General features: G+C 36.0%; 26 protein-coding genes. 17 read left to right on the forward strand and 9 right to left on the reverse strand.

Going from position 1 to position 26,182, the window contains the following annotated elements; genetic code table 11:
• Positions 1–870, reverse strand: coding sequence for a polyphosphate kinase 2 family protein (locus BW932_RS00160; RefSeq protein WP_076384166.1), 870 nt, complete (start codon positions 868–870; stop codon positions 1–3).
• Positions 871–957: 87 nt separating this feature from the next.
• A complete protein-coding gene (locus tag BW932_RS00165) occupies positions 958–1,449 on the reverse strand; it encodes a DUF1573 domain-containing protein (RefSeq protein ID WP_076384168.1) in 492 nt (163 codons plus the stop codon).
• A 127-nt stretch (positions 1,450–1,576) separates the two neighbouring features.
• Between BW932_RS00165 and BW932_RS00170 the strand changes: the two genes are divergently transcribed.
• The 4 genes from BW932_RS00170 to BW932_RS00185 all read left to right on the forward strand — a co-directional run bounded on the left by BW932_RS00170 (position 1,577) and on the right by BW932_RS00185 (position 6,878).
• Complete coding sequence (locus BW932_RS00170) at positions 1,577–4,195, forward strand: valine--tRNA ligase (RefSeq protein ID WP_076384170.1); 2,619 nt, start codon at positions 1,577–1,579, stop codon at positions 4,193–4,195.
• A gap of 89 nt (positions 4,196–4,284) precedes the next feature.
• Positions 4,285–4,923 (forward strand): DUF4241 domain-containing protein, encoded by a 639-nt coding sequence (locus tag BW932_RS00175; protein WP_076384172.1) that lies wholly within the window; start codon positions 4,285–4,287, stop codon positions 4,921–4,923.
• A gap of 123 nt (positions 4,924–5,046) precedes the next feature.
• Positions 5,047–5,940 (forward strand): ribokinase, encoded by an 894-nt coding sequence (locus BW932_RS00180; protein WP_076384174.1) that lies wholly within the window; start codon positions 5,047–5,049, stop codon positions 5,938–5,940.
• A 98-nt stretch (positions 5,941–6,038) separates the two neighbouring features.
• Positions 6,039–6,878, forward strand: coding sequence for an alpha/beta hydrolase family protein (locus BW932_RS00185; protein ID WP_076384176.1), 840 nt, complete (start codon positions 6,039–6,041; stop codon positions 6,876–6,878).
• Positions 6,879–6,916: 38 nt separating this feature from the next.
• Here BW932_RS00185 and BW932_RS00190 read toward each other — a convergent pair whose 3' ends face one another.
• A complete protein-coding gene (locus BW932_RS00190) occupies positions 6,917–7,510 on the reverse strand; it encodes a hypothetical protein (protein WP_076384178.1) in 594 nt (197 codons plus the stop codon).
• A complete protein-coding gene (locus tag BW932_RS00195) occupies positions 7,497–7,982 on the reverse strand; it encodes an RNA polymerase sigma factor (protein ID WP_076384180.1) in 486 nt (161 codons plus the stop codon). Before BW932_RS00195 ends, BW932_RS00190 begins: the two co-directional genes overlap by 14 nt.
• A gap of 205 nt (positions 7,983–8,187) precedes the next feature.
• Between BW932_RS00195 and BW932_RS00200 the strand changes: the two genes are divergently transcribed.
• The 3 genes from BW932_RS00200 (at position 8,188) to BW932_RS00210 (ending at position 11,046) form a co-directional block, all read left to right on the forward strand.
• Positions 8,188–8,760, forward strand: a complete 573-nt coding sequence (locus BW932_RS00200) for a cob(I)yrinic acid a,c-diamide adenosyltransferase (protein ID WP_076384182.1) — start codon at positions 8,188–8,190, stop codon at positions 8,758–8,760.
• A 140-nt stretch (positions 8,761–8,900) separates the two neighbouring features.
• Positions 8,901–9,515, forward strand: a complete 615-nt coding sequence (locus BW932_RS00205) for a thiamine diphosphokinase (protein ID WP_076384184.1) — start codon at positions 8,901–8,903, stop codon at positions 9,513–9,515.
• 139 nt (positions 9,516–9,654) lie between these two features.
• On the forward strand, positions 9,655–11,046 hold the full coding sequence (locus BW932_RS00210) for a type III PLP-dependent enzyme domain-containing protein (protein ID WP_076384186.1): 1,392 nt from the start codon (positions 9,655–9,657) through the stop codon (positions 11,044–11,046).
• A 166-nt stretch (positions 11,047–11,212) separates the two neighbouring features.
• Here BW932_RS00210 and BW932_RS00215 read toward each other — a convergent pair whose 3' ends face one another.
• A complete protein-coding gene (locus tag BW932_RS00215; protein ID WP_076384188.1) occupies positions 11,213–11,872 on the reverse strand; it encodes an HAD family hydrolase in 660 nt (219 codons plus the stop codon).
• Positions 11,873–11,911: 39 nt separating this feature from the next.
• The gene (locus tag BW932_RS00220) at positions 11,912–12,316 is read right to left on the reverse strand and encodes a PH domain-containing protein (RefSeq protein WP_076384190.1); all 405 of its coding nucleotides are present in this window, start codon (positions 12,314–12,316) and stop codon (positions 11,912–11,914) included.
• A 134-nt stretch (positions 12,317–12,450) separates the two neighbouring features.
• On the opposite strand from BW932_RS00220, the gene speB reads away from it, so the two are divergent.
• Both speB and BW932_RS00230 read left to right on the forward strand, forming a co-directional pair.
• Positions 12,451–13,305 carry an agmatinase gene (gene speB, locus BW932_RS00225; protein ID WP_076384192.1) on the forward strand — a complete coding sequence of 285 codons (855 nt, stop codon included), beginning with the start codon at positions 12,451–12,453 and terminating at the stop codon, positions 13,303–13,305.
• Between the two features lie 10 nt (positions 13,306–13,315).
• Positions 13,316–13,591 (forward strand): hypothetical protein, encoded by a 276-nt coding sequence (locus tag BW932_RS00230; RefSeq protein WP_076384194.1) that lies wholly within the window; start codon positions 13,316–13,318, stop codon positions 13,589–13,591.
• A gap of 302 nt (positions 13,592–13,893) precedes the next feature.
• Here BW932_RS00230 and BW932_RS00240 read toward each other — a convergent pair whose 3' ends face one another.
• Positions 13,894–15,750: a CocE/NonD family hydrolase gene (locus tag BW932_RS00240; RefSeq protein WP_076384196.1), complete on the reverse strand. Its 1,857-nt coding sequence runs from the start codon at positions 15,748–15,750 to the stop codon at positions 13,894–13,896.
• 62 nt (positions 15,751–15,812) lie between these two features.
• Between BW932_RS00240 and BW932_RS00245 the strand changes: the two genes are divergently transcribed.
• From BW932_RS00245 to BW932_RS00265, 5 genes are all read left to right on the forward strand, one after another.
• On the forward strand, positions 15,813–16,442 hold the full coding sequence (locus tag BW932_RS00245) for an alpha-ketoglutarate-dependent dioxygenase AlkB family protein (RefSeq protein ID WP_076384198.1): 630 nt from the start codon (positions 15,813–15,815) through the stop codon (positions 16,440–16,442).
• A gap of 132 nt (positions 16,443–16,574) precedes the next feature.
• The gene (locus tag BW932_RS00250; RefSeq protein ID WP_076384200.1) at positions 16,575–17,054 is read left to right on the forward strand and encodes a BON domain-containing protein; all 480 of its coding nucleotides are present in this window, start codon (positions 16,575–16,577) and stop codon (positions 17,052–17,054) included.
• 6 nt (positions 17,055–17,060) lie between these two features.
• On the forward strand, positions 17,061–17,480 hold the full coding sequence (locus tag BW932_RS00255) for an SH3 domain-containing protein (protein WP_076384202.1): 420 nt from the start codon (positions 17,061–17,063) through the stop codon (positions 17,478–17,480).
• 238 nt (positions 17,481–17,718) lie between these two features.
• Positions 17,719–18,969: a dicarboxylate/amino acid:cation symporter gene (locus BW932_RS00260; protein ID WP_076384204.1), complete on the forward strand. Its 1,251-nt coding sequence runs from the start codon at positions 17,719–17,721 to the stop codon at positions 18,967–18,969.
• Between the two features lie 114 nt (positions 18,970–19,083).
• On the forward strand, positions 19,084–19,923 hold the full coding sequence (locus BW932_RS00265; RefSeq protein WP_076384206.1) for a T9SS type A sorting domain-containing protein: 840 nt from the start codon (positions 19,084–19,086) through the stop codon (positions 19,921–19,923).
• A 291-nt stretch (positions 19,924–20,214) separates the two neighbouring features.
• On the opposite strand, the gene aqpZ is transcribed toward BW932_RS00265, so the two are convergent.
• Together aqpZ and BW932_RS00275 are read right to left on the reverse strand one after the other, a co-directional pair.
• On the reverse strand, positions 20,215–20,940 hold the full coding sequence (gene aqpZ / locus BW932_RS00270; RefSeq protein ID WP_076384208.1) for an aquaporin Z: 726 nt from the start codon (positions 20,938–20,940) through the stop codon (positions 20,215–20,217).
• Positions 20,941–20,981: 41 nt separating this feature from the next.
• Positions 20,982–23,423: a TonB-dependent receptor plug domain-containing protein gene (locus tag BW932_RS00275; protein ID WP_076384210.1), complete on the reverse strand. Its 2,442-nt coding sequence runs from the start codon at positions 23,421–23,423 to the stop codon at positions 20,982–20,984.
• Between the two features lie 264 nt (positions 23,424–23,687).
• Between BW932_RS00275 and BW932_RS00280 the strand changes: the two genes are divergently transcribed.
• The 3 genes from BW932_RS00280 to BW932_RS00290 all read left to right on the forward strand — a co-directional run bounded on the left by BW932_RS00280 (position 23,688) and on the right by BW932_RS00290 (position 26,130).
• The gene (locus BW932_RS00280; protein ID WP_076384212.1) at positions 23,688–24,791 is read left to right on the forward strand and encodes an Mrp/NBP35 family ATP-binding protein; all 1,104 of its coding nucleotides are present in this window, start codon (positions 23,688–23,690) and stop codon (positions 24,789–24,791) included.
• A gap of 78 nt (positions 24,792–24,869) precedes the next feature.
• Positions 24,870–25,118, forward strand: coding sequence for a NifU family protein (locus BW932_RS00285; protein ID WP_076384214.1), 249 nt, complete (start codon positions 24,870–24,872; stop codon positions 25,116–25,118).
• Positions 25,119–25,275: 157 nt separating this feature from the next.
• The gene (locus tag BW932_RS00290; protein WP_076384216.1) at positions 25,276–26,130 is read left to right on the forward strand and encodes a BadF/BadG/BcrA/BcrD ATPase family protein; all 855 of its coding nucleotides are present in this window, start codon (positions 25,276–25,278) and stop codon (positions 26,128–26,130) included.
• The last annotated feature ends 52 nt before the right edge of the window (positions 26,131–26,182 follow it).

The raw sequence follows: 26,182 nt of genomic DNA on the forward strand, positions 1-26,182 counted from the left end.
TTATTCGTTTTCCAATTGTTTTTTTGCGCTTGCTAATTCTTTTTGATCAGCTTCCGACAGTTTTGGGAATTTCAGTTTCATGTCTTCCAAAGCATCAATGATGATTTGTATCGCCGCAACTCTCGCAAACCATTTGTCATCAGCAGGAATCACAAACCACGGTGCGTAATCTTTTGAAGTCTCGTTGATTGCTTCTTCGTAAGCTGACATATATTGGTCCCAAAGTGCTCGTTCCGGTAAATCTCCCATCGAGAATTTCCAGTTTTTCTCTTGTTCGTCGATTCTGTCAATAAATCTTTTTTTCTGTTCGTCCTTAGAAATGTGAAGGAATATTTTGATGACTGAAGTGCCGTTTTCTGCCAAATGTTTTTCAAAATTCCTGATGCTTTCGTACCGATTTTTCCAGAATTGATCATCAAAATCTGAAACAGAATCCCACACTTTTTCGTTCAGGTTATATTCCGGATGAATTTTGCAGACCAAAACGCTTTCGTAATGACTTCTGTTGAAGATTCCGATATCTCCTTTTTCTGGAAGTGCAATATAATGGCGCCACAAAAAATCGTGGGAATATTCTTTTTGACTTGGAGCTTTGAAACTTGTTACCTCACAACCTTGTGGATTTACCCCGCCAAAAACATGTTCGACTAAGGAATCTTTTCCTGCGCCATCCATGGCTTGAAGTACCACGAGCAATGATTTGCTGGAGTCTGCATAGAGCAGTTCCTGCAGTTCCCGGAGTTTCGCTTTTTCTTTTTGCAGCATCTCTTCACCCTCTTTTTTTTCGAGTTTGCCTTTATATTGGGTAGTTGCGTTTTTTATTGAAAATGCTCCTTTTACAATGAAATTGTCGCTGAAATCTAAATCCATAATTGTTATTTTCATTAAAAATAAAAAAATCACTCCAATAAAGAAGTGATTTTAATAATTATTTAATAAAACTATTGTTTTTTAAATTTAAGACGCTTTTTTCGCAGCTCTTCTTGCTTTTGAACGAGCAGCTTTCACAGCAGCTTCTGCTGCGACAGGAGCAGCAACTGCTTTTACTTCCATGGCTTCAGCTTTCACAGGAGCTTGTTCAGCGCCTCCTTCTACCGTACCTTTAATATTAATTACTGATCTGCTGTTTGCAGGATCATTAGAATATACTTCAATAATTTTTGTGAACGGACCAACAATTGTGGTGTTATAGCCAACTTTGATTTGAGCTGTTTTTCCTGGCATAATAGGATCTTGGCTCCATTCTGGTGTTGTACATCCGCAAGATGCCTGAACTTTAGAAATAATTAATGGTTTGTCTCCCGTATTTTTTACTACGAAAAATCGGTGCCCATCTGCGCCAGCTTTTACATTTCCATAGTCAAATGTGGTCTTGTCAAAGGAAATTGTTTGTGCAGAAGCGAATACTAAAGATGCGGTTAAAAATAAACCTGCCAAAATCTTTTTCATATTTTTAATTTGTTTTTATTGATTGTTTGATAAAACTTGTATGACAAAGTTAAAAATTAAATCAATATGAAGATCATTTTTTTTTATTTGCCTATTTTTGCAACTATTAAGCCCAAGAAAAGCCTTTATGCAGATTTCAGAAAAATACAATCCACAGGAAACAGAAACGAAGTGGTACAAATACTGGTTAGAAAATGATTATTTTCATTCAGAACCCAACGAAAAACCTCCTTATACCATTGTAATTCCACCACCAAACGTTACAGGGATTCTTCACATGGGACACATGTTAAACAATACCATTCAGGATGTTTTGGTTCGTAGAGCAAGAATGCAGGGTTTCAATGCTTGTTGGGTTCCCGGAACTGATCATGCTTCGATTGCAACCGAAGCCAAAGTTGTGGCAAAACTGAAATCAGAGGGAATCAATAAAGCCGATCTTTCCCGCGAAGAGTTTTTAAAACATGCTTGGGATTGGACTGACAAATATGGCGGAACAATTTTAGAACAGTTGAAGAAATTAGGCTGTTCTTGCGATTGGGAGAGAACACGATTTACTTTAGAACCAAAATTATCTTCCCAAGTTATCAAATCTTTCGTTGATCTTTATCAAAAAGGACTCATTTATAGAGGGTACAGAATGGTCAATTGGGATCCTGAAGCGAAAACAAATATTTCTGATGAAGAAGTGATCTTCAAAGAACAAAACGGGAAATTGTATTATCTAAAATATAAAATTGAAGGTACAGAAGAATTTATTTCCGTTGCAACAACTCGTCCAGAAACCATTTTCGGAGATACTGCTGTTTGTATCAATCCTAATGATGAGCGTTTTGCACATTTGCGCGGAAAAAATGTAATTGTTCCGATCGTAAATCGCGCAGTTCCTATTATAGAAGATGAGTACGTAGATATTGAATTCGGTACAGGTGCGCTGAAAATAACTCCTGCTCATGATATTAATGATTATGAAATCGGGAAACGTCATGGTTTGCAAATAATCGATTCGTTGGATGATGATGCGAATTTGAATGAACACGGTTTGCATTACGCCGGAAAAAACAGATTTGTGGTCCGAAAAGAAATAGCAAAGGAATTAGAAGAAAAAGATCTTTTACTAAAGGCAGAAGATTACATCAATAAAGTTGGAACTTCCGAAAGAACAGGAGCAGTTATTGAACCCAAAGTTTCGGTACAGTGGTTTTTGAAAATGGCTGATTTGGCGAAACCTGCTTTAGATGTGGTGATGAATGATGAGGTGAAATTTCATCCAGAAAAATTCAAAAACACCTATAAACACTGGATGGAAAACATCCGCGACTGGAATATTTCCCGCCAATTGTGGTGGGGTCAACAAATTCCTGCTTTCTATTTTGGAGAAGGGGAAAATGATTTCGTAGTTGCAGAAACAATTGAAGAAGCTTTAATTTTAGCCAAAGAGAAATCCAATAACCATCAACTGACAATCGACCATTTGAAGCAAGATGAAGACGCTCTCGATACTTGGTTTTCGTCCTGGTTATGGCCTATGTCGGTTTTTGACGGTGTTTCTGATCCCGAAAATAAAGATATTAATTATTATTACCCAACCTCAGATCTAGTAACTGGTCCAGATATTATTTTCTTTTGGGTCGCAAGAATGATCATGGCTGGTTTGGAATACCGAAAAGAAGTGCCATTCCAAAACGTTTATTTCACCGGAATTGTTCGCGATAAACAGCGCCGCAAAATGTCGAAACAATTAGGAAATTCACCAGATCCGATTGAATTGATTGAAAAATACGGTGCAGATGGAGTTCGTGTCGGAAGTTTACTTAGTTCAGCCGCCGGAAACGATTTGCTTTTCGATGAAGAATTAATGTTGCAGGGAAGAAATTTCGCCACCAAAATCTGGAATGCCTACAAACTTATCCAAGGTTGGAAGAAAGATGAGACCCTCAAAAGCGCCGAAGCCGATCAACAAGCAATTGAATGGTTCGGAAATCAAATGAATAAAACGATTGCAGAAATCGCCGATCAATTCGAGAAATTCAGGATTTCTGATGCACTGCACTTGTTGTACAAATTGATTTGGGATGATTTCTGTTCTTGGTATCTCGAAGCCATCAAACCTGCTTACGGCGAACCGATTTCTAAAGAGGTTTATGATCAAACGATTCTTTATTTTGAAGAATTAATGAAGTTACTGCATCCATTTATGCCCTTTTTATCAGAAGAATTATGGCAAAATATTTCGGAAAGAACTCCTGAAAACGCTTTGGTCATTTCCCAGCAGAAAAAAGATGCAACCTTTGACGAAAGCATTATTAAAGATTTCGAAAATTCAAAAGAACTCATTTCCGGCGTTCGCAATTACCGTCAAAGCAAAGGAATTTCTCCGCGCGAAGACGTAGAAGTTTTCACGAATGCATCGAGCTTTGATAATGAAAATTTGGTGAAAAAATTAGCCAATATTTCTCAGATTCATTTTGCCACAAAAACCGATAAACCTAGCTATTCATTTTTAATGGGTGGAACAGAAATTTCTATTCCTTTAAGTGAAACTTTAGATTTAGCTGAAGAAAAAATAAAAACAGAAGAAGAAATTAAATACTTAAAAGGCTTCTTGATTTCCGTAGAAAAGAAATTAACCAACGAGAAATTTGTTGCCAATGCCAAACCAGAAGTGGTAGAAGTAGAGCGCAAAAAACAAAAAGATGCACAAGATAAAATTGTTCTTTTAGAAGATAAACTTAAAACGCTTTAAAATAGAATTCCTAAAAATCTTCAATTAAAGGCTAATTAAACTTTATTTTTTTAGCCTTTTTCGACTACCTTTACTTTTTCATCATCATTATGCAGCACCTGGAAAATATCAAAAAACTTTTTAGCAAAAATTTCGTCGAAAATCCATTAATAGAAAGTTTCGACACCGGAACTATTAATCTTCCAACAGGAAGAGTCATAGCCTGTGATCCATTAATTACAAGCGACATGAAGGAATTTAAAATCAATTTTCCGCAAGGTGAATTTCCCGTTTTGTTGCATAAGGAAAGAGAAAGCAATTGCGTAGCTTACGTAGAAATAATCTTTGGCGACGAAGAAATCATCGAATGGAAACTCGCAACTACCGAAGACCAAAATATTGACGATCTAAAAGGGGAAGAAATTTTCGGCTATCCCGTAGAAAGTGGAATGGGGTGTTTCATGGATTTTGAAACGCAGGATTCCCTTAATCATTTAGAAAAAAGATTATTTCACCGAAAAGGTGCAGAATTTATGGGGATTTATGAAGAGTTTTTCCACGAATATTTTTTTGATCATAATGGTGCAATCGATCAATTTGCTTTTTTAAAACCCGACGAAGAAAAGAAAGGCAATATTTTTGCGTTCGAAACTGGTTATGGTGAAGGATTTTATGCAAGTTATATCGGTTTTGGAAAAGACAATCAGCCTCTGAAATTAATTACAGAATTTATAGAAATAGGCAGTTAATTAAAGTTAAATGATTTTCCAATCTCTAATTAAAAGAATAAATTTGGTCATTAGTTTTTGAAGGCGCGATTAATCGCGTCTTTATCTTTAAACAATTTACAAGTATAAAAAACTTTAGAAAAAATGAATATCACTTCAGAACAACCGAAAATCATTGTCGTAGGAAGTTCCTCCATCGATTTGGTGCTGAACACGCATCATTTACCGAAACCCAACGAAACGGTAATGGCAGAAAAATCCGAAAGTTTTTTTGGTGGAAAAGGCGCGAATCAGGCTGTAGGAACCTCGCGACTTGGTGCAAGTGTTTATTTCATCGGTTGTGTGGGAATGGATCCTTTTGGGCAGCAAATTCTCCGAAATTTAGTTGATGAAGGCGTGAATGTGGGATTTGTCGCAGAAAACGAAGAGGTTTCCACCGGAACCGCTTACGTAACCGCCGCGGAAGGAATTAATTCTATCGTAGTAGTTCCTGCCTCCAATTATTGCTTGAAAATCGAAAACATCATTGAAGCTGAAAAATTTTTTGCAACAAGTGATTTAGTTTTAGTGCAGCTAGAAATTCCGATGGAGGTGGTAGAATTTACGGTTGATTTAGCAACAAGCAACAACAACAAAGTCGGCATTTATGCTTCTCCTGCGACCAAACTTTCCGACCATATGATCGAAAAGGCAAGTTTTATTGTTGCGAAAAGCAATGAACTTTCAATTGTTTTTGGAGATGAAAATCGTGAGCAGATTTTAAGAAAATATCCAAACAAACTTTTTGTGAGAGATGATACCAATTCCACCACCTATTTCAACGGTTCGGAAATGAAATATTATAGAAACGATCACGATTCAGTTTTGCATAAAATGGGAATGGGCGATGCTTTTACTTCTGGTTTTGCAGTCGCACTTTGTCACCATAATTCTGTAGATGATTGTGTGAAATTCGGAAATGATGTTTCGCTAAAAGTGGCTAAAAATAGAGGTTCACAAAGCGGATTGCCTTATCTTAAAGATTTCACGCAAGAATAAATCCTATTTTTTACATATCGAAATTTCTGGGTCGCTTGTTCTAATTTCATACTTTTAAGCAAGATTTTCCCTTCTTATTTTTGAGGTAGATCCATATCATGCAGCAATTATTTCTAAAAACTTCAGATCACAATTTAATTTCCGTTACTGTTTTTGAACCGCAAAATCCAAACGGAAAATTGTTGCTCATCAATTCTGCAACTGGCGTAAAACAGCAAATTTATTTTTCTTTTGCCAAATATTTTGCAGAAAATGGCTTTACCGCAATCACCTATGATTACAGGGGAATTGGCGATTCAAAACCCAAAAAGATGAATGGTTTTCATGCAACCATGAGAATTTGGGGAACAGATGATTTCAAAACTGTAACCGATTTTATTAAAAAAAATTATCAAAACCACCAGAAATTTTGTCTCGGACATTCAGTCGGAGCTTTGATTATTGGGATGAATGAAGACGCCCATATTTTTGACAAATTCATTTTTGTCGCCACTCAAGATGCATACATTGGAAATCTAAAGGCAAATATTGCAGCCTCTGCAGTTTTAGGTTTCGGAATTGCCGTTCCACTCACCACCAAATTTTTTGGTTATTTTCCGGCACATCGTTTTGGTTTGGGCGAATCTTTACCAAAAGGGGTCGCTTACGATTGGCGAACTTTAATTTTAAATAGAAAATCAACGAGCCGTCTTTATGAAAAAATTGCTACTCATTTTTCTAAAGATTTAAAGCAGGAAACCTTCATCATTCACGCTGAAGACGATCCTTGGGTTACGATGAAAGGAATGGAAAATTTAATGAACAATGTTTATCCTCATTTAAAGAAAACTTACCGCGAAATTACAGTTTCAGACTCTGAAAAAGGTGAAATCGGGCACATCAATTTTTTTCGAAGTTTCAATAAAAGTCTTTGGAAGATTGTTTTAAACGAACTTTAAAAAAAAATCTGGAAGTTTTTGCTCCCAGAATTTTTTACCTATTGAAATTGATTTTCGAGACTTTTCAGTTCAGAAATAATGCCGTCTAACTTTGCATCTTGCTTTTTTATTTCTTTTTTACCGAGATAAAAATAGGCGAAAAGCATCCAGGAATACGTGATGGCAAAAGTGAGAATCATCTTCCATAAATCGACGTTTTTTAGCAATTCATACATGTAAACTCCGAGTGCAATGCTCAATAAGGTGTAATAAACAGGCATGTTCCAGTGTCTTTGTTTTTTCTGAAATGCTCTGAAATTTTGCCATTGTTTCAAATGAGAAGTTGGAGTTTGAGTTTCATCAATTTTGGAGATTTCATTTGCGGTGATAAGCATCAAAGCAGCTTGTAGAAAGCACGTTATAGAGATTATTATCATTGATGAAACGACAAGAATGGTTTTTAAATTGGAGTCTAAAAAAATCATTAAACCTAAGATGAAAATTCCGGTAAGGATAAGCAAAATTGCTCCTTTGGTATAGGTGTTTTTCAGTTTCATACGATTGTTTTTTATTTTTGAAATATTGGTTTTTTGTGGTGGAATCTTTGTTTCAGATTGTTTCCAAAGATTTTCCAGTTCTTTAAATTCTTCCATAATTGGTGTATATTTCCTGAAGTTCTTTTTTGATTCTATGAATTTTTACGCGCAGATTATTTTCGGTTATTCCTGTGATTTCTGCGATTTCTTCGTAAGGTTTTTCTTCTAAAACCAAAGTGATGATGATTCTCTCGCTTTCTTTCAATTTACTGATGCATTCATACAATCGATTGATTTCTTTGGAGTTGTCGTAGGTTTCTTCGTGAACGAGTTTTGCAAGAATGATTTCGGAATTTTGATCTTTGTTTTTTTCTTTCTTCAGTCCAACCAAGCAAGTGTTAATCGCGATTCTGTAAACCCAGGTGCCAATTTTACTTTCCCCGCGAAATTTGGGCAAGCTGTTCCAAACTGCAATCCACGTTTCTTGATGGAGATCGTCTGCAAATAGTTGGTCACCGGAATAACTCAAACATAATTTGTAGATTCTGCCCGAAAATTCCTCGTAAAGCTGGTCAAAATCGTAAGTCATTCTTTTTCGATTTTGTTAAAGTTGAATGCTGAAGATTTTTTTTCATTTCACTTGTATTGGTAATTGGACCGTCAGATTTTCTGGCTTCTGAACATTGGATAAAAAAGTTGGGAAATTATTACAAAATATTTCAAAAGTTTTGAAGCGACCATCTTTCAGCTCTTTTAAAAAACCTTAAATTTACGTTTCTAATAAAGTAAAAATAATGAAAATATATACAAAAACCGGCGACAAAGGGGAAACTGCTTTATACGGTGGAACTCGGGTTTCCAAAGCTTGCGCGAGAGTAGAATCTTATGGAACAATCGATGAACTCAACTCTTTTATCGGTTTTGCAAAGACCGAAATAGCGGATGAAAAAGTTTTAAACCAACTCAAAAAAATACAATTCGATTTATTTACCCTAGGTTCAGAATCTGCAACACCGACCGATAAATTAACTTTAGCCACCGGAAAATCGCGTTTGACTTTAATGATTTCAGATGTTGAAATTGAAGAACTAGAAAACTGGATGGACGAATTTGAAAAAGAATTGCAACCGCTTCAGTATTTTATTCTTCCCGGTGGTGGAAAAGGCGCAACGTCCCTTCATATCTGTAGAACCGTTTGTAGAAGAGCCGAAAGAGGTTTGGTTTTTTTGAATGAATCGGAAGAAGTTCGCCCGGAATTGATTAAATATTTGAACCGACTTTCGGATTATTTGTTTGTTTTGGCGCGTTATGTTTCGCATTTAAATAATGAAGCAGAAGAATTTTGGAATCCTAATGATAGAAAATAGAAGAGTTTTTGAGAGATTGACTTCTTAAGTTCTTGATTGAAAATTAAAACTAAATGATTAATCCAATCGCTATTTCCGATTTACCTTTTTAAAAACTCAATCACTCAATCACTCAATCACTCAAAAACTCTACCATTAAAATGAAAGCCCTTCTTTTTATCAACGGAATTCCGCCAAAAAATCTTCCCGAAACGGAAAGTTATTACTTGATTGCCTGTTCCGATGGCGCTTTTCATTATTTAAAAGAAAGGAATTTTCCCCTCGAAAAACTTGATTTTATTTCCGGTGATTTCGATTCACATTCCGGAAAAGATGAAAATATTTACGAGGAAAAATTTATTTATACTCCCGATCAAAGCAAAACTGATTTCCAAAAATCTTTGGAAATTATTGCAGAAAAAGGTTTTACAAAAGTAGATGTATATGGCGGAAGTGGCGGCGAAATGGATCATTTTCTGGGGAATTTAACGGTAGCTTTTCTCTTTAAAAACAATCTCAAGATTACTTTTTTTGATGAATATGGAAGTTATTTTTTTTCGCCGAAAAAATTAGTTTTAAACGAGGTAAAAGGCAAAACGATTTCTTTATATCCCTTTCCAAGCACGAAAAATATCACCACGATCGGGTTGCAATGGCCTTTAAATAATGAACATTTAGAACTTACCAAAAGAATTGGCACAAGAAATGTTGCAGTAGAGGAAATGGTTACGATTCATTTTGAAAGTGGCGATCTGGTTGTTTTTGTTTCAAACTAAGCAGATTTTTAATATTTTTTTGGTAAAACTGAGATTCTAAACACGATGACAAACGCATTAAATTTGACTAAATAAATCTATAAAACCACTTTTTTTTACGAAATTTGCACTTCTAACTTTATAAACACTTTTTTCTATAATGAAGATTAAATATTCAGAGCTTATTGACCAAACTTTGTATTTCCCAACCGAAGAATTTAACGTTGCGGAAAATAGTTTACATTTCCATGATATTCCTTTGATGGAGGTGGTAGAAAAGTTTGGAACACCTTTGAAATTTAATTATCTCCCAAAAATTTCTATGAACATTCAACGTGCAAAAGGTTGGTTCAAAGAAGCAATAGAAAAACACGACTACAAAAAAGGCTACAGATATTGTTATTGCACAAAATCCAGCCAGTTTGCTTTTGTGGTAGAAGAAGCTTTGAAAAACGATATTTCCTTAGAAACTTCTTCAGCTTACGATATGGATATCGTGAAGTCTCTGTATGATAAAGGCAAATACGGAAAAGATATTGAAGTGATTTGCAACGGTTTTAAAACCGACGATTATTTGGCGAAAATATCTGATTTGATCAACAATGGTTTTCAAAATATTATTCCTATTCTCGATAATTACCGCGAGTTAGATAAATTGACAGAAAGCATTGATACTACTTTTAATATTGGGATTAGAATCGCTTCTGAGGAAGAGCCAAAATTCGAATTTTATACGTCCAGATTAGGAATTGGGTACAAAGATATTATTCCTTATTACAGCCAAAAAATTGCTGAACATCCGAATGCGAGATTAAAAATGCTCCATTTTTTCATCAATACCGGAATCAAAGACACCGCTTATTATTGGAATGAGTTGTACAAATGTTTGCGCGTTTATGCACGATTGAAAAAAATTGCACCCGAAGTTGATTCTCTCAATATTGGTGGCGGTTTTCCTATAAAAACTTCCCTCAATTTCGACTACGATTACCAATATATGGTGAATGAAATCGTGTCGCAAATCAAAAAATTCTGTGAAGAAGAAGGCGTAGAAGAACCCAATATTTACACCGAGTTTGGTAGTTTTACCGTTGGTGAAAGTGGTGGTCATCTATATAAAATAATTTCTCAAAAACGTCAAAACGACCGGGAAAAATGGAACATGATCGATTCTTCTTTCATGACGACTTTACCCGACACTTGGGCGATTTCCCGAAAATTTATTATGCTTCCACTCAATCGATGGGAAGATACTTACGAACGCGTTTTTCTGGGTGGATTAACTTGTGATTCCGATGATTATTACAATTCGGAGCAACATACCAATGCGATTTATTTACCCGTTTTCAGCGAAACAAAACCTCTGTTTATCGGTTTTTTCCACACCGGAGCGTATCAGGAAACAATTGGCGGTTACGGCGGAGTTCATCACTGTTTGATGCCACAACCGAAACATATTTTGATCGATAAAGACGAGGAAGGAAATTTCACTTACAAAGTTTTCCGGGAAGAACAGAAAGCTGAAGATGTTTTGAAGATTTTAGGATATTAAGGAGCAACATGTCCCGATAGCTATCGGGATCGCTTCTTTTCAAAATCAGTCCCGCTTTCATTCCAATCTTTTTTAAATGCTCAAATGCAGCATTTAAAAAAGGATTTTCCCTTCAATCGGGGCTAAAAGTTCAGGCATTTTGTCATTTGAAAGAAAGAAAAAATTTTTAAAAATGGGTCGAAATCTTATCAAACTCAACTTCTGAGAAATCTGAAATGACCAAAGTCGCCTTTTCATAATTTTGCCCAAATGAATGCTCGCTTTTATAAGCGGTACAAAAGATTCCTGCAGCATGAGCCGCTAAAATTCCGTTGGTAGAATCTTCGATCACCATGCAGTTTTCCTTTCGTTCATTGGCGAGTTCTGAGGCCAGAACAAAAATTTCCGGATGCGGTTTCGACTCCTTTAAATCGGCACCGCTAATTTTTGCGATAAAATATTTTTCCAAATCAAATTTATCAAAAACCATATCAATCGTCGTCATGCTTGCAGAAGAAGCGAGCACGAGTTTTATTCCGTTTTCAAAATAATTTTGAATCAAATTTTTCACGCCAGGAAGAAGTTGAAAATCGGCATCATTGTAAAAGTATTCTTTGAAGTACCTTCTTTTAATGAGTGCTAATTCTTCATGATTTTTTTCAAGTTGATATTCTGTAATCAAGGTTTCACAAACTTTCTTTGTCGAAGCGCCGGTGAAAGAAGTGTAAATTTCCTCAGATACCTCAATTTTTAAGTCATCAAACATATTGAAATAGGCTTTCCGGTGAAGAGGTTCGGTGTCCACAATCACACCGTCCATATCGAATAAAACTGCTTTTAATGGCATTTGAAAATTTTTACAAATTTATTTAAATTAACGCCAGTTTTATTCTTTTATCACAATATTTGGATTGACTTTTAAAAGTTCTGTTTTGAATTCATCAAAGTTTTTCGGTGAAATTACGATGCTGTTGTTTTCAAAATAAATTTCTACTCTTCCAAAAACACTTGGCGCGGGAGATGAAATTGCATTCCATGTTTTTTCAAGCCGTTCAATTTTGTTAATGTCGATTTTTGTAGTACCAAAAAATCCATTTCTAATTTTTAGTGTTTGATCATCAATCCTGTACCGAATTCCAAAAATACAAACAGTTACAAAAATAAAATACAAACTGATTAGGATTGATGAACCGGCTTTGGGTTCAGAAAAATTGAGATAAATCATCCAAAAGAAAATGCCATAAACCAGAAGTAATATTTCCCAGCCAAATTTTACGGGTATTATTTTCATTTGAATTTTTTTTAAAGAATTATAAAATTACGCAATTCGGGCTGTGTTTTAAAATTAATGGGCTAACTTTTATCAATTTGTAAAATAACTATCTTTGGCATCTAAAATTTATAATTCAAAATTTAAAATTTCACATGAAAACATACGCCGGAATTCCCGAAGAAAATGCCACCTTAGAAAACTCAAAAGTAATGCTCGTAACTGTTCCTTATGATGGAACCTCCACTTGGGGAAAAGGTGCAGATAAAGGTCCAGAACTTTTTTTAGACGCTTCCGAAAATATGGAGTTGTACGATATCGAAACTTCGACAGAACCTTATTTGGAAGGCGTTTATTTGGGTGGAGAAATCTCCGAAAAATCATCGCCTGAAGCAATGACCGAAGCGGTTTACCAAAAAACAAAAGAACTTTTAACCAACGAAGGGAAATTATTTACGCTTTTTGGCGGGGAACATTCCGTTTCCATCGGATCGATTCGTGCAGTTGGGGAAAAATTTGAAAACCTCACCGTTTTGCAATTGGATGCACACACCGATTTACGTCCAGACTTCCACGGATCTACTTCCAATCATGCTTGTGCGGTTTTTGAAGCGAGTCAGAAACATAATTTGGTACAGGTCGGAATTCGTTCTGGAGATATTGAGGAAATGCAATATGTACAAGATGGAAATTGTTTTTGGGCACATGAAATCGCCGTTAATCCTACTTGGATTGATGATGTTTTAGAAAAAGTTTCCGGAAACGTTTACATCACGATTGATTTAGATGCTTTTGATCCTTCGATTGCTCCTTCAACCGGAACACCTGAACCAGGAGGTTTGCAATGGTATCCTACTTTGGAATTATTGAAAAAAGTTTTCGAAAAATGCAACGTAGTTGCTTTTGATATTGTAGAACTCATGGATTCTCCGATGCCGAAACCCACTGCTTTTCTTGCCGCAAAATTGTATTATAAAATGTTGGCGTATTATCACGTTTCAAAAATGTAGAAATTTGCGGATGGATATTGAAGATACTTTTACCAATATCACAAATTTGAAATCCAAAAGTAATTTAAATAGACGAACCGCCCAATCAGGCGGTTTTTCTTTTATGAAAGGGTCACAAGATATTCCGTTGGCAACTTATTTTCTCTGTTCGCGAGTAAAGTATGATCCTTTTAAATTAAAGAATCTCGATGACAAATATTTTGCAGATATCGGCGTTGCGAAGCATTCTTCATTGTATTTCATTCATAAAACAGCTGTTTTAAAGTTTTTTCACCGGAAAGTTTAAAGCTAGAGTGCAAGAAGCTTTCCGGAGTTCCGGAAAGTCTGTTGCGAGGGTGCAAGAAGCTTTCTAGTGTTCCTGAAAGTTCCAAACACTCGTGCGACAACTTTTCCGGAAGCTCTGAAAACCTGTCGCACGCGTGTAAGAACCTTTCTGGAAATTGGGCAACGCAAATGTCGTCATGAACTAAAAATATACTGTTCTGTGCCTGCTTCTTCTCGATTTGCTTTCCCTAAAATGGAATAAAATAAAATTAGTTTAAAATGAGAATGAAAGGAATATGGTTCTCCTCTGTAGTATTTTTTAATTTACTTCAAAACATCAACCTCCAAAGAACTATCTCCAAAAATTTTAATAAAAGCTTTCGTGTAGTCTTCTTTTGTGGCAAAGTTGGGATTCTCTAGAAATTTCTGAGGATTCACGACGAACAAAGGAAACCAGGTGCTGGAAATCTGAATCTGAATGCGATGTCCTTTTTTGAACGTGTGCATCACATCCTGAAGTCTGAAATTAACAGCAGTTTTCTGATTCGGAACCAAAGCTTCGCCTTTTTCACGAGAATTTCGGAATCTTGCAGGCATAATTTCGCTGCGAACCATTTGATGATAATTGTTGTAAATCACGCCTTCCTTCTTTTCTTTCGGAACAAAATCTGCGGGATAAACATCGATTAATTTTACGGCAAAATCTGCATCAGTAGAAGTAGAAGCGATATTGAGTTTCGCCATTAATTCGCCACCAAAAGTCATATCTTCTGTCAGAATATCGGTCGTGAAAGTGATCACATCTGGTCTTCCTACCGCAAATCTTTGGTCTTCGCTCATGTAATTTTTCGGCGTGAAACCATTAAAATCTTTTAAATGATCGGAGCTTAAAACAGGATTGTTCGGGTCGCTGTAATATTCTGAAGCCGCATTGGAAGCTGCGTTTTTCAAGGTTCCATCTGCTAAATAGAAACTAACTTTTTTCACATTTTTCGATGGATATTGCGCAAATTCCCGCCATTCTTTGCTTCCCGTATCGTACATCACCGCTTCCGGAATTCCTGCGTCGGTTTTCGGGTCACCTTTTAAATAATGATTAAAGAATTTTGTTTCTAAATTTTTCTGATAAAAGGTCGAAATACTGTCGCCAAAATAGATTTCATTATGAAAAGCTTTTCCGGTTTCTCTTCCCCAAGCTCCGTGAGAAAAAGGTCCCATCACGATGGTGTTTTTTGCTTTTGGACTGGTTTTTTCAATGGTTTTATAAATATTTAATGGTCCGGAAAGATCTTCTGCATCAAACCAACCTCCAACAGTCATTACAGCGTGGTTTACATTTTTCAGATGCGGAAGCAGACCTCTTTTTTGCCAATATTCATCGTAGTTTGGGTGGTTCATGATTTCGGTCATGAAGAAATTATTTTTGTAATATTTTTCATATCCGTCTTTCAAAGTTCCCATTTCGCGGTAAAATTTCAATCCGTCTTCTGAGGTAGGCTTAATGAAAGTGTCCATAAACCAACTGTCTTTTTCTGCCTTGGTTTTTTGAATTCCAAACACTGGGAAAGTTCGGAAATAACCCATCATAAATTTTCCGTTGTGCAGAAAATCATCATTCCAAAAATCCGAAATTGGTGCTTGTGGAGAAGAAGCCACCAAACTTGGATGATCGGCTAAAATTCCTGCTGCTGTATAAAATCCCGGATAAGAAGTTCCGTATTGCCCAACTTTTTTATTGTTGTTTTCAATGTTTTTGATGAGCCAATCGATGGTGTCGTACGTATCGGTACTTTCATCGACGTCTTTTTTAGATTTGCGTTCCACTTGCGGCGTCATATTCGTAAAAGTTCCTTCACTCATGTATCTTCCGCGAACATCCTGATAAACGAAAATATATTCGTCATTCAGCAGATATTTATTGGGACCCAACGATCTTGGAAATTCTGTTTCACCATACGGCGCAACGCTGTAGCAAGTTCTTTGCATCAAAAAAGGCAGTTTTTTTGTTTTGGAAATATCTTTCGGAGTATAGATGGAAGTAAAGAGTTTCACCCCATCTCGCATTGTGATATAAACCTCCTTTTTATTGTAATGTTCTTTAACAAAAGTATTGTCTGGCTTTTTTTGAGCAAACGTAAATATCAGTAAAAAGAGAAAGGAAAATTGAAAGTATTTTTGCATTGAATTAATTTTAAACGAAATTATAAAATTAAATACAGAAATTTGATCTTTAAATTGTATTGATGGAATTATTTGAAAATATCGCAGATCCGCACAGAAATCTTTTGCCACAAGATGGAACAGTGAATTATTACGGGAAAATTCTGCAAGAGAAAAAAGCCAATCAGTTTTATTTAAAACTATTGAATGATATTGAGTGGCGAAATGACGAAGCAGTAATTTTCGGCAAGAAAATCATCACGAAAAGAAAAGTGGCGTGGTATGGCGACGAAAATTTCGAATATACGTATTCTAATTCTACAAAAAAGGCTCTGAAATGGACGCCGGAACTTTTAGAACTGAAGAAATTAACGGAGGAAATAACCGGGGAACAATTTAATTCCTGCCTTCTTAATTTATATCATGATGGAAACGAAGGAATGGCTTATCACAGCGACGGCGAGAAGGATTTGAAAAAAAATGGCGCAATTGCCAGTTTAAGTTTCGGGGCGGAAAGAAAATTTTCGTTCAAACACAAATTCACGAAAGAAAAGGTAGAACTTGTTTTAGCCAACGGAAGTCTTTTGGTCATGAAAGATCAAACGCAAAGTTTTTGGCTTCACCGATTACCGCCCACCAAAAAAATATTTACACCAAGAATTAATTTAACATTCCGGATGATCATGGAGGATGTTTCTTTGTACGCAGGATGAGAATTGACAAATTCTTTTCGAATGAATGAATTAATTTAAAATTTTATGAAAATTTTATCATTTTTTAGTATTTAAGAGTGCATTTTATTGTTAAATTTGAAATTACAATTTTAATATTAAATAAATTCAACTATGAAAAAAACAATTGCAATGGCTGCTTTAGCGCTAGTCGTGTCTATCGGTTCTATTTCTTGTAAAAAGAAAATTTCTGATGCTGATCTTCAAACTCAGGCAACTACAGTAGTAACCTCTAATCCAAACGCTTCGGTTGAAGTAAAAGAAGGTACTGCACATTTGAGCGGAACTTTTGCTGATCAAGCTTCAAAAGATAACATGATTGCTTCGTTAAAAGCAATTCCTGGAATTAAAGATGTGATGGACATGTCTACAATTGCAGCGCCGGTTGTCGTAGAAACTGTTTCTGCAGTAGATCCTATGGTTCAGCAAAAAGTGACTGATGCCGTAAAAGATTTTCCTTCTGTAAAAGTGGAGGTCGTAAATGGCGAATTAACTTTAACTGGAAATGTTTCTCCTACTCAAGCAAAACAAATTAAAATGTCTGTAGATGCTTTGAAAGCTGGGAAAGTAAATTATAACTACACCGTAAAATAATTAAAAATGAGCGAATTACAAGATAAATATGCAGGAGTAATTGCTGCAGCACAATCAGCTGGAGTTTCTAATCTTCAGGTGAGCGAGCAAGAAGGTATTCTTTATGTTTCTGGTCATGCCGGATCAACTTCTGCAAAAGATGCAGTTTGGAACGCTCTTGGAGCAATAGATTCTACGTATTCTGCTTCTGATATTAATGTAGATGTACAGGTTGTAGGATTAGAAGCTGGAGCAGTTTTAACTGTTGCTACTGAAGATTCTAATCTGAATATTAGAGAGGAAGCTTCTACAGATGGCGCTATTGTTGGTAAAGCAGCAAAAGGTGAATCTGTAACATTAGTCGAGCAAACAAATGATGATTGGTGGAAAGTAAGAACTGCCGATGGAGAAGAAGGTTATGCTTACGCAAGATATTTGCAAGCGTAGTTTTCTCTCAAAACTATAATGAAACCTCTGATTTTTCAGGGGTTTTTTTTGTGGGAACCAACCTAAAAAATAATTCTACAAAAGCCGGCGTCATTTTTCGGAAACGTGTTTTGCTTTTCAATTGATGTTCGCTGGGCTTTCTGTGCAAAAAAGAGTTCTCATTCAATAGCGTGTCTTAAGTCCTCTTTATAGCTGATTTTTCCTAAAAAAAACTATATTTGTAGAATAAGCAAAAATTATGAAAGGTCAAAATAAACTGTTCATCGCTATTATCGTCGCATTAGTTGTGGGAGTTATCATGGGCGGTGTCGTTCATACGCAATATCCGGAGAGTTCGGAGGGGTTTTCAAAAAACATTAAGTTACTTGGTACCATTTTCATCCGTCTGGTTCAGATGATTATTGCGCCTTTGGTTTTTACCACTTTGGTTGTAGGGATTGCAAAAATGAGTGACATCAAAATGATTGGTAGAGTAGGAAGTAAAGCCATGCTTTGGTTTATTACGGCTTCTTTGGTTTCGTTAACGATCGGATTGGTTTTTGTGAACTGGTTAGAGCCAGGTCGAGTAATGCAATTGGCAAAACCTGCTGCAGATGCTGCAGGAGAGGTGGTAGCAAATAGTAAGGGTTTGTCTTTAGAAGAATTTGTAAAGCACATTATTCCCAAAAGTTTGTTCGAAGCATTTGCAACCAATGAAGTTTTGCAAATTGTTGTTTTCTCTATAATGTTCGGTATTGCTTTAGCCAATATGGGTGAGGAATATACCAAACCTATTGTTCGGGCTTTAGATATTTGTGCCCATGCAATTCTAAAAATGGTCGGTTACATCATGTGGTTCGCTCCACTTGGCGTTTTAGGGGCGATCGCGGCAGTTGTTGCTACCAATGGTTTCGATATTTTCAAAGTGTACGCTATTTATTTGCGTGATTTTTTCTTTGCCTTGGCAATTTTATGGCTTGTTCTCTGTGTTGTAGGATATTTAATTTTAGGGAACCGACTTTTCGAATTGTTACGAAGAATCAAAGAACCTTTACTCATTGCATTTTCCACCACAAGTTCTGAAGCGGTCTTCCCGAAATTGGTAGAAGAACTGGAAAGATTTGGGTGCAATAATAGAATTGTTTCTTTCATTTTACCTTTAGGATACTCCTTTAACCTCGATGGAAGTATGATGTACATGACTTTCGCTGCGATTTTTATTGCGCAGATTTATGGGATCGATATGACTTTGGGACAACAGATTATCATGCTTTTGGTTTTGATGCTTACTTCCAAAGGAATTGCCGGAGTTCCAAGAGCGAGTTTGGTAATTATTGTTGCAACCTGCACGATGTTCGGAATTCCACCAGAAGGAATTGCCTTGATTTTACCGATCGATCATTTCTGTGATATGGGAAGAAGTATGACCAATGTTTTAGGAAATGCTTTGGCAACTTCTGCCGTTTCCAAATGGGAAGGTCAGCTGGAAAATCATGGTGGAGATCTCTAATTTTTCTAATTGAAATATGGAATTGAGAGCTGAATGAAGAAATTTTTAGCAAGAATTTCTTCTGCGATATTTACAATTTTTTGTAACTTTCCTACATCTCTTAATTTCAGTATTATGAAAAAATTTTTACTCCTTCTATTACTGCCTATTTTTCAATGGTACAGTTCGCAAATTACTTTTCAAACTTATGTTTATTCGTTTGGACCGCAACCGTATAACGCTATGTTAACCGGAAATGGAACCATTTACTATACCACGGATGGAACGAACCCAACGCTTAATTCCATGTCTGGATTAAATGAAGTAAATATTAGTATTTCCAAAGTACTGACTGTAAAAGCGATGCTTAAGAATAGTTCGAATCAGTTGTCGCAAGTCTTTTCAAAGAAATATTATTTTGGACCATTTCCAAGCAAAACGGTTTATTTTAAAAAACCACCAACTTGGACAAATGCCTGTTCTTTTAGTAATTCAAATGACCCGCAAGTGACTATCGATTTTTTCAGTGGACCACCTATGACGCCAGTTTGTGAGGGTTGGTTGAAGGGAAATCAGGCTTTTTTTGTGGGACAGGTCACTTTTGATAATTGTGTATTTCCTCCAATGTCTCCTCTTTATCAATATTTTAATATTGTGACAGAAGATACGGTTTATTATGATTATTCTTCGGGACCAATTACCAATCCTCCTGCTTGTTTATTAGCAACAAATGATCCTGGTAAAAAAATTGCGGTTGTGAAGATTTATCCCAATCCGGTACAAGAATTTTTCAATATAGATTCCGATATCGATTTTGAAAATTATGAAATCATCGATTTTAATGGAAAATCTGTGAGGCAAAATAAAGTTGCGGGCAAAAAAATAAATGTTTCTTTGCTTCCCGCTGGAACCTATTTCATTAGATTAATGACCTCCGGAAATTTAACTCATATTTTAAAATTTATCAAAAATTAAAGGTAAAATTTTGGTGATCGTTGGAATTGATGATTTCATTAAAACCGAATGTACCCTGTTTATTTCGGAGTCGATCTCTAATTCTTATCTCTGGATTTTGCGGAATAATGGTCATTCTACCCCGATTTTTTGTAAAGATATTTGTATTGAACCTGTTAATCAATTCTTTTAAAATCCCATTAGAAAATTGAAGGTTTAAAAAGAATGGAATAATCGGACTGTTTTTTAATTACTAAAAAAGACCATTGTAATCAAACAATGGTCTTTCTTTTCATGTTATTTGTTAAAGGTTTAATCTCTGAAACTTTTTGGATTTTCAATTAATAACCCATGGATAAAAGCTGCGGCAATACCTCCCAAAACTGGGGCAACAATAAATAACCAAAGTTGCGAAATTGCAGCTCCACCTGCGAAAAGAGCTGGTCCGATACTTCTGGCTGGATTTACAGAAACTCCGGTAATTTTTATTCCAACTATATGAATTAGAGTTAAAGACAATCCAATCGCCAAACCTGCAAAACCACCGTTAATATTTTTGGTCGAAGTTGAACCCAAAATCACAAACAGAAAAATAAAAGTGAAAATAAATTCTGCTACGAAAGCTGCTAAAGTATTGTATTCTCCCAAATATCCGGTTCCCCATCCATTTGATCCGAGAGCGTATGGTTTCATATTAAAACCTGCGATCTGATTGGTGACCAATACATATAAAATTCCGGCGCCAATAATCGCTCCTATTATTTGGGCGACGATATAAAAAGCAGCTTCTTTGGCTTTCATTCTTCCGGCAACGACCATTGCCACTGAAATTGCTGGATTAATGTGGCATCCAGAAATATGCCCGATTGCATATGCCATTGCTACGACACTGAGTCCAAACGCAAAAGAGATTCCTAATAATCCAACTCCTGTCGTTCCATCTGCTCCTGCAATTACGGCACTTCCGCAACCCATTAAAACCAAGACCATTGTTCCGAGCATTTCTGCTACAATTTTCGATGTTAAAGATACATTCATTTTTTTTCGTTTTTGAGTTTATAAGTTTTTATCAATTGTTTTTAAAAAGTATAATGGATTCTTGTGAAAATCTGTCTTCCTGCAAATCCCATTTGAACCGGATCGAAAATTCCGCCCGACTCTGTGTTACCATCAGAAACTGCAGGTACCTGAAGATTTGGATATCTGTTGAAAATATTTTTCGCACCAATGGTCCAATTGAAGTTTTTACTGAAATCGTAACCGAAAGAAAGATCCGTCGTTACTTTTGCACCATATTTTTGGAAATCATCTGCGCCATTGTAGCCGATTAATGTAACCTTGTCAAATCGAACCAGCTGTAAATTAGTATTAAATTTGTGAATCTTGTAGTTTAAACTCAAGTTGAATTTGTTTTTTGGAGCTGAAGCCAGGATAAATGCCTTTTCTCTCGGACTTAAATAAACATCTTCTTTGCCTTTCAATTCTGGGGTGGTGTTGACAGAAGTAATTTCCATGTCATTAAAATTAGCTGCAAAACTTGAAGTTAATTTACCGCTACCAATATTTTCGCTATAGGTTAAAATGATGTCAAGTCCTAAAGTTTTGGTGTCGATTGCATTGGTGAAAAACTGTGCCTGATCGATATGATTATCAATCAAAATCTGCCCAATTTTGTCATCGCTTTGATCAAAATTTCCTGTCAAAACAATTCTGTCTTTTACTTTTACGTAATAACCATCAACTGTTGCAGTGAATTTATTAGAATTAAAAGTAAATCCTGCACTTCCATTAACCGATTTTTCCTGTTTTAATTGTGGGATTCCTACGGCTTTTGCGAGTGCACTGTCGTTCGAAGCGAGCTGAATTGTTACCAATTGTCCACCTTGGAAATTCGTAAAATTCAAACCATAAAATTTCTGAACCAACGAAGGCGCGCGAAATCCAGTAGAAACTGAGCCTCGAAAAGCGAACCCTTTTGTAATTTTATATCGTGTCGAAAATTTCCCATTGATGGTGCTTCCGAAATCATTGTAATTTTCGAATCTTCCGGCAGCACTGATCATCCAGTTCTTGGTAAGGTCAAGTTCTGTATCCAAGTAGGCTGCAAAATTGTTTCTTCCTTGGTCTACTGCTGAAGAATAACCCGGGAATCCTTGTGAACCTGCAGGCCTTACATTTCCAGAAAGCGGGTTGATTACCAAGAGGTTTTGGGGAGTTGAAGCGGTCACAATATTTCCATTAATGTCGTAGGCGGAGTAAGATTGTTCTTCTCCTTTGATGATTTTAAATTGTTCGTATCTAAATTCGGCTCCTAAAGCGATATTGAGTCCCTCTAGTACATCAAAAGGTTTTGATGCATTGAAACCTGTGGTGTTTTGTAAAAGAGAATGACCACCCGCATCAAAACTTGTTTTTGAATTTGCGCCCAATGTTGCATTAACCGTATTGTTGATGTTATACATGAATTGATTGCTGCCAAAAGCATTGAATACATCGAGGTCCCAATTGGCAAGTTTGAATTTTAAACCATTATTGAATGTAAAATCTTTGATTTCTGTATTCTCTATAGGATTGAAACCATTCGGATAAATGGAAGGTACGTTTCCATCGGCTTCAGCATCTCTTGTCCAGGCATAAGCATCGGTGTTGCGATAAGAAAATCCTCCGAACGAGTAAAGGTCAGTCTTTGCAGAAACCGGAATTTCAGCATTATAAAAAATATAATAATTGTTAGATTTTGCATCCCCGAATCTTTGACGAGGTGCAGTATATAATTCGGGATTTGCATTTCGAATAGCATACCCTTTAGAGACTACTTCGCCGGTAACATTAAGAAATCCACCATTACGACCGATCTTTGTTCCATAGTTTCCACTTACATCTAAAGTGAGTCCGTCTAAATTTTTATCGGAAACAATAGCGTTTCCACCGTGCGGACTTCTAAATAAATTTAAACCGTAAAAAGCTTTGGCTTCAAAACCTTGTTTTCGGTCATTTAAAATAACATTGATTACGCCGGCAATTGCATCGGAGCCATATTGTGCGGAAGCTCCGTCACGCAAAACTTCTATTCTTTTAATTGCATCCAAAGGAATGGTATTCATATCGGTACCTGAATTTCCGCGACCTTTTGTGCCAAATAAATTGACAAGTGAAGATTGATGGTATCTTTTGCCGTTGAGTAAAACCAAAGTTTGATCAGGACCTAAACCACGCAAAGTTGCGGGATCTACTGCATCTGCACCATCGGAACCTGATTGTTTGTTAGAGTTAAAAGAAGGAGCGGCAAATTGTAGGAGTTGGTTTACATCAACCTGTCCTGTTGCTTGGCTGATTTGTTTTACATCGATCACATCTACTGGAACAGGCGTGTCTATTGCAGTTCTTTTTTTATTTCTGCTGCCCGTTACGGTTACTTCATCAATTCCTTGCGTCGATAAAGAATCCGAAGCTTTGTTTTTTTCTTGAGCAGACACAAATAGGGAGCCACACAGAATAATCGGTAAAATGAGTTTTTTCATAGAGTTTAAATTTAAACCAAATGTAAATATAAAATATCAAACTATTAAGCAAATTTGTGATTGAAACGTTAATTTTTTAACTTAAGTGATGAATTTAATTCAACTATATATGGGTTTTAGAATAAATTTGTTATTGTGATAGGCTGAGTAGAAGAAGTGATGAACTTAATAATAACAATAAATACAGATATTAATCATAACTTTTACTCATTCTAAATAACAAAAATTTCCGTAAATTTGTATTCCAATTTATTATACAGAATTATGTTGACGAAAGAAAAAGTTCAGGCGTTTTTAAAAGAAATAGAGGTTGATGATTTAGTACAGAATTTCCAGGTAATGGGAAATGATGTTTATATCGATATGACCGCGCATTCACCGGCAATGCATGAGAAAAAGAAGCTCGAAGCTGCCATGAAACAAGCCTTCGCTTCAGAATTCGGAGAAGAAATTATTCTGAAATTAAAGATTGCTTCGCCAGAACCAACAGAGATTCAGCAAAGTCAAATCAAAGGAAAACAAATCAAAGGTATTCAAAATATTATCGCAATTGCTTCCGGTAAAGGAGGTGTTGGTAAATCTACTGTTGCGGCTAATCTTGCGGTAACTTTAGCAAATATGGGTTTCAAAGTTGGGGTTTTAGATGCCGATATTTACGGACCATCGATACCAACTATGTTTGATACTGCAGATGCAAAACCAATTTCTGTAGAAATTGACGGTAAAAACCTGATGAAACCCGTAGAAAATTATGGAGTGAAAATGCTGTCGATTGGCTATTTCTCGGGTGCTAATCAAGCTGTTGTTTGGCGTGGACCGATGGCTTCGAAAGCTTTAAACCAAATGATTCGTGATGCAGCTTGGGGAGAACTCGATTTTCTTTTAATCGATTTACCGCCGGGAACTGGTGATATCCATTTATCAATAATTCAGGAAGTTCCTGTGACAGGAGCTGTAATTGTAAGTACGCCGCAACATATCGCACTTGCCGATGTAAGAAAAGGAATTGCAATGTTTCAGATGGAAAGCATCAATATCCCTGTACTTGGTTTGATTGAAAATATGTCGTACTTTACTCCAGCTGAATTGCCCGACAATAAATATTACATTTTCGGAAATCAAGGAGCACAATATTTAGCAGAAGATTTAGGAATTCCAGTTTTGGGAGAAATTCCACTGATTCAGAGTATTCGTGAAGCGGGAGATGTTGGTAGACCTGCTGTTTTACAAGAGGGTTCTAAAATTCAAGAAATTTATATTAAAACAGCGCAAAATATGATCGAAAGCTTGGTAGAAAGAAATAAATTACTTCCACCAACAGAAGCAGTGAAAATTACTACTATGGCGGGTTGTTCTTCAAAAAAATAAGCGGATCCTATCGTGAGATGCTTATAAAATTAAAAATAACGGTTTAAATAGAAATCGAATTTATATCACAAAAGAAAAATGAAAACAGAAATCAAACACGAAGAAATCGTGACGAAAGTAATGGATGCGCTGGAAAGTATTCGTCCGTTTCTTAATAAAGACGGCGGTGATATAGAATTGATCGATGTGAAAGATAATATCGTTTATGTAAAACTTCAGGGGAACTGTAACGGTTGTCCGATGAGTTTTTCTACCATGAAACTGGGCGTAGAAAATACCATCAAACAATTCGCACCAGAAATTGTAGAGGTCATCGAAGTCGAATAGACCATTGTGAACCATATCAATAAACTTGGCAATTCAATATTGAATTGCTTTTTTTTGCTTCTTTACTTAAAATTTCAGCTCCGAATTAAAATAGTGAGGTAAATAACAAAAGGTTTAAAATTAAATTAATATTTTAGCGCATTAAACTATACAAAATATGATTGCCATTGTTGACGGCGGCTCCACGAAATGTGATTGGGTAATCCTAGAAAATTCCGGAAAAATCCATTTGAAAACCACCACATTGGGATTCAATCCGAATATCATTAACACCGATTTTATTTTACAGGAAATTGATAAAAATGAGGCACTTTTCTTCATCAAAAATCACCTTGAAAAAGTCTTTTTTTACGGTTCTGGTTGCGGAACTCCCGATAATGCCCAAAAAGTAAGAAACGAATTTGTCAAGACTTTTCCACAGGCAGAAATTACCATTAAAGAAGACCTTACAGCGGCTGCTTATTCAGCTTACAACGGCAAACCAGCCATCGTTTGTATTCTTGGAACAGGTTCTAATTCTTGCTTTTTTGATGGGGAGAAAATAAGGGTAGATTTGCCATCTCTCGGTTTTTTAATTGGGGATGAAGGAAGCGGAAGTGCTCTGGGAAAACATCTTTTACGAAGGTTTTTTATGAAAAAACTGCCACAAGATTTAGAACAGGATTTTCGCGATACTTATCATCTTACCATCGAAGAAGCCATTCGAAGCATGTATCACAATCCGAGAGCCAATGCATATTTAGGAGAATACAATAAGTTTATTGCCGAGCGAAAAAAACATCCTTATTTTCAGAATATGGTTTTCGATGAGTTAAAGAATTTCCTGGATTATCAGGTGCTGCCTTATCCTGAAGCAGGCGAGGTCGAAATCAATTTTATCGGATATATTGCTTATATCTACGAAGATATTTTAAGAGCAGCGGCGGCAGAACTCAATTTAACAATAGGAAAAGTAGTACAGAAGCCTATCGATAGTTTAGTAGATTTCCACCTTAAATATATTTTGAATTAAAGTTTAATTCAAATTTCACCTTCAACAGCAATGAACCAATCATTAAAAGTTG

This window comes from Kaistella chaponensis (assembly GCF_900156725.1).
In the GTDB taxonomy this organism is placed as follows: Bacteria; Bacteroidota; Bacteroidia; order Flavobacteriales; family Weeksellaceae; genus Kaistella; species Kaistella chaponensis.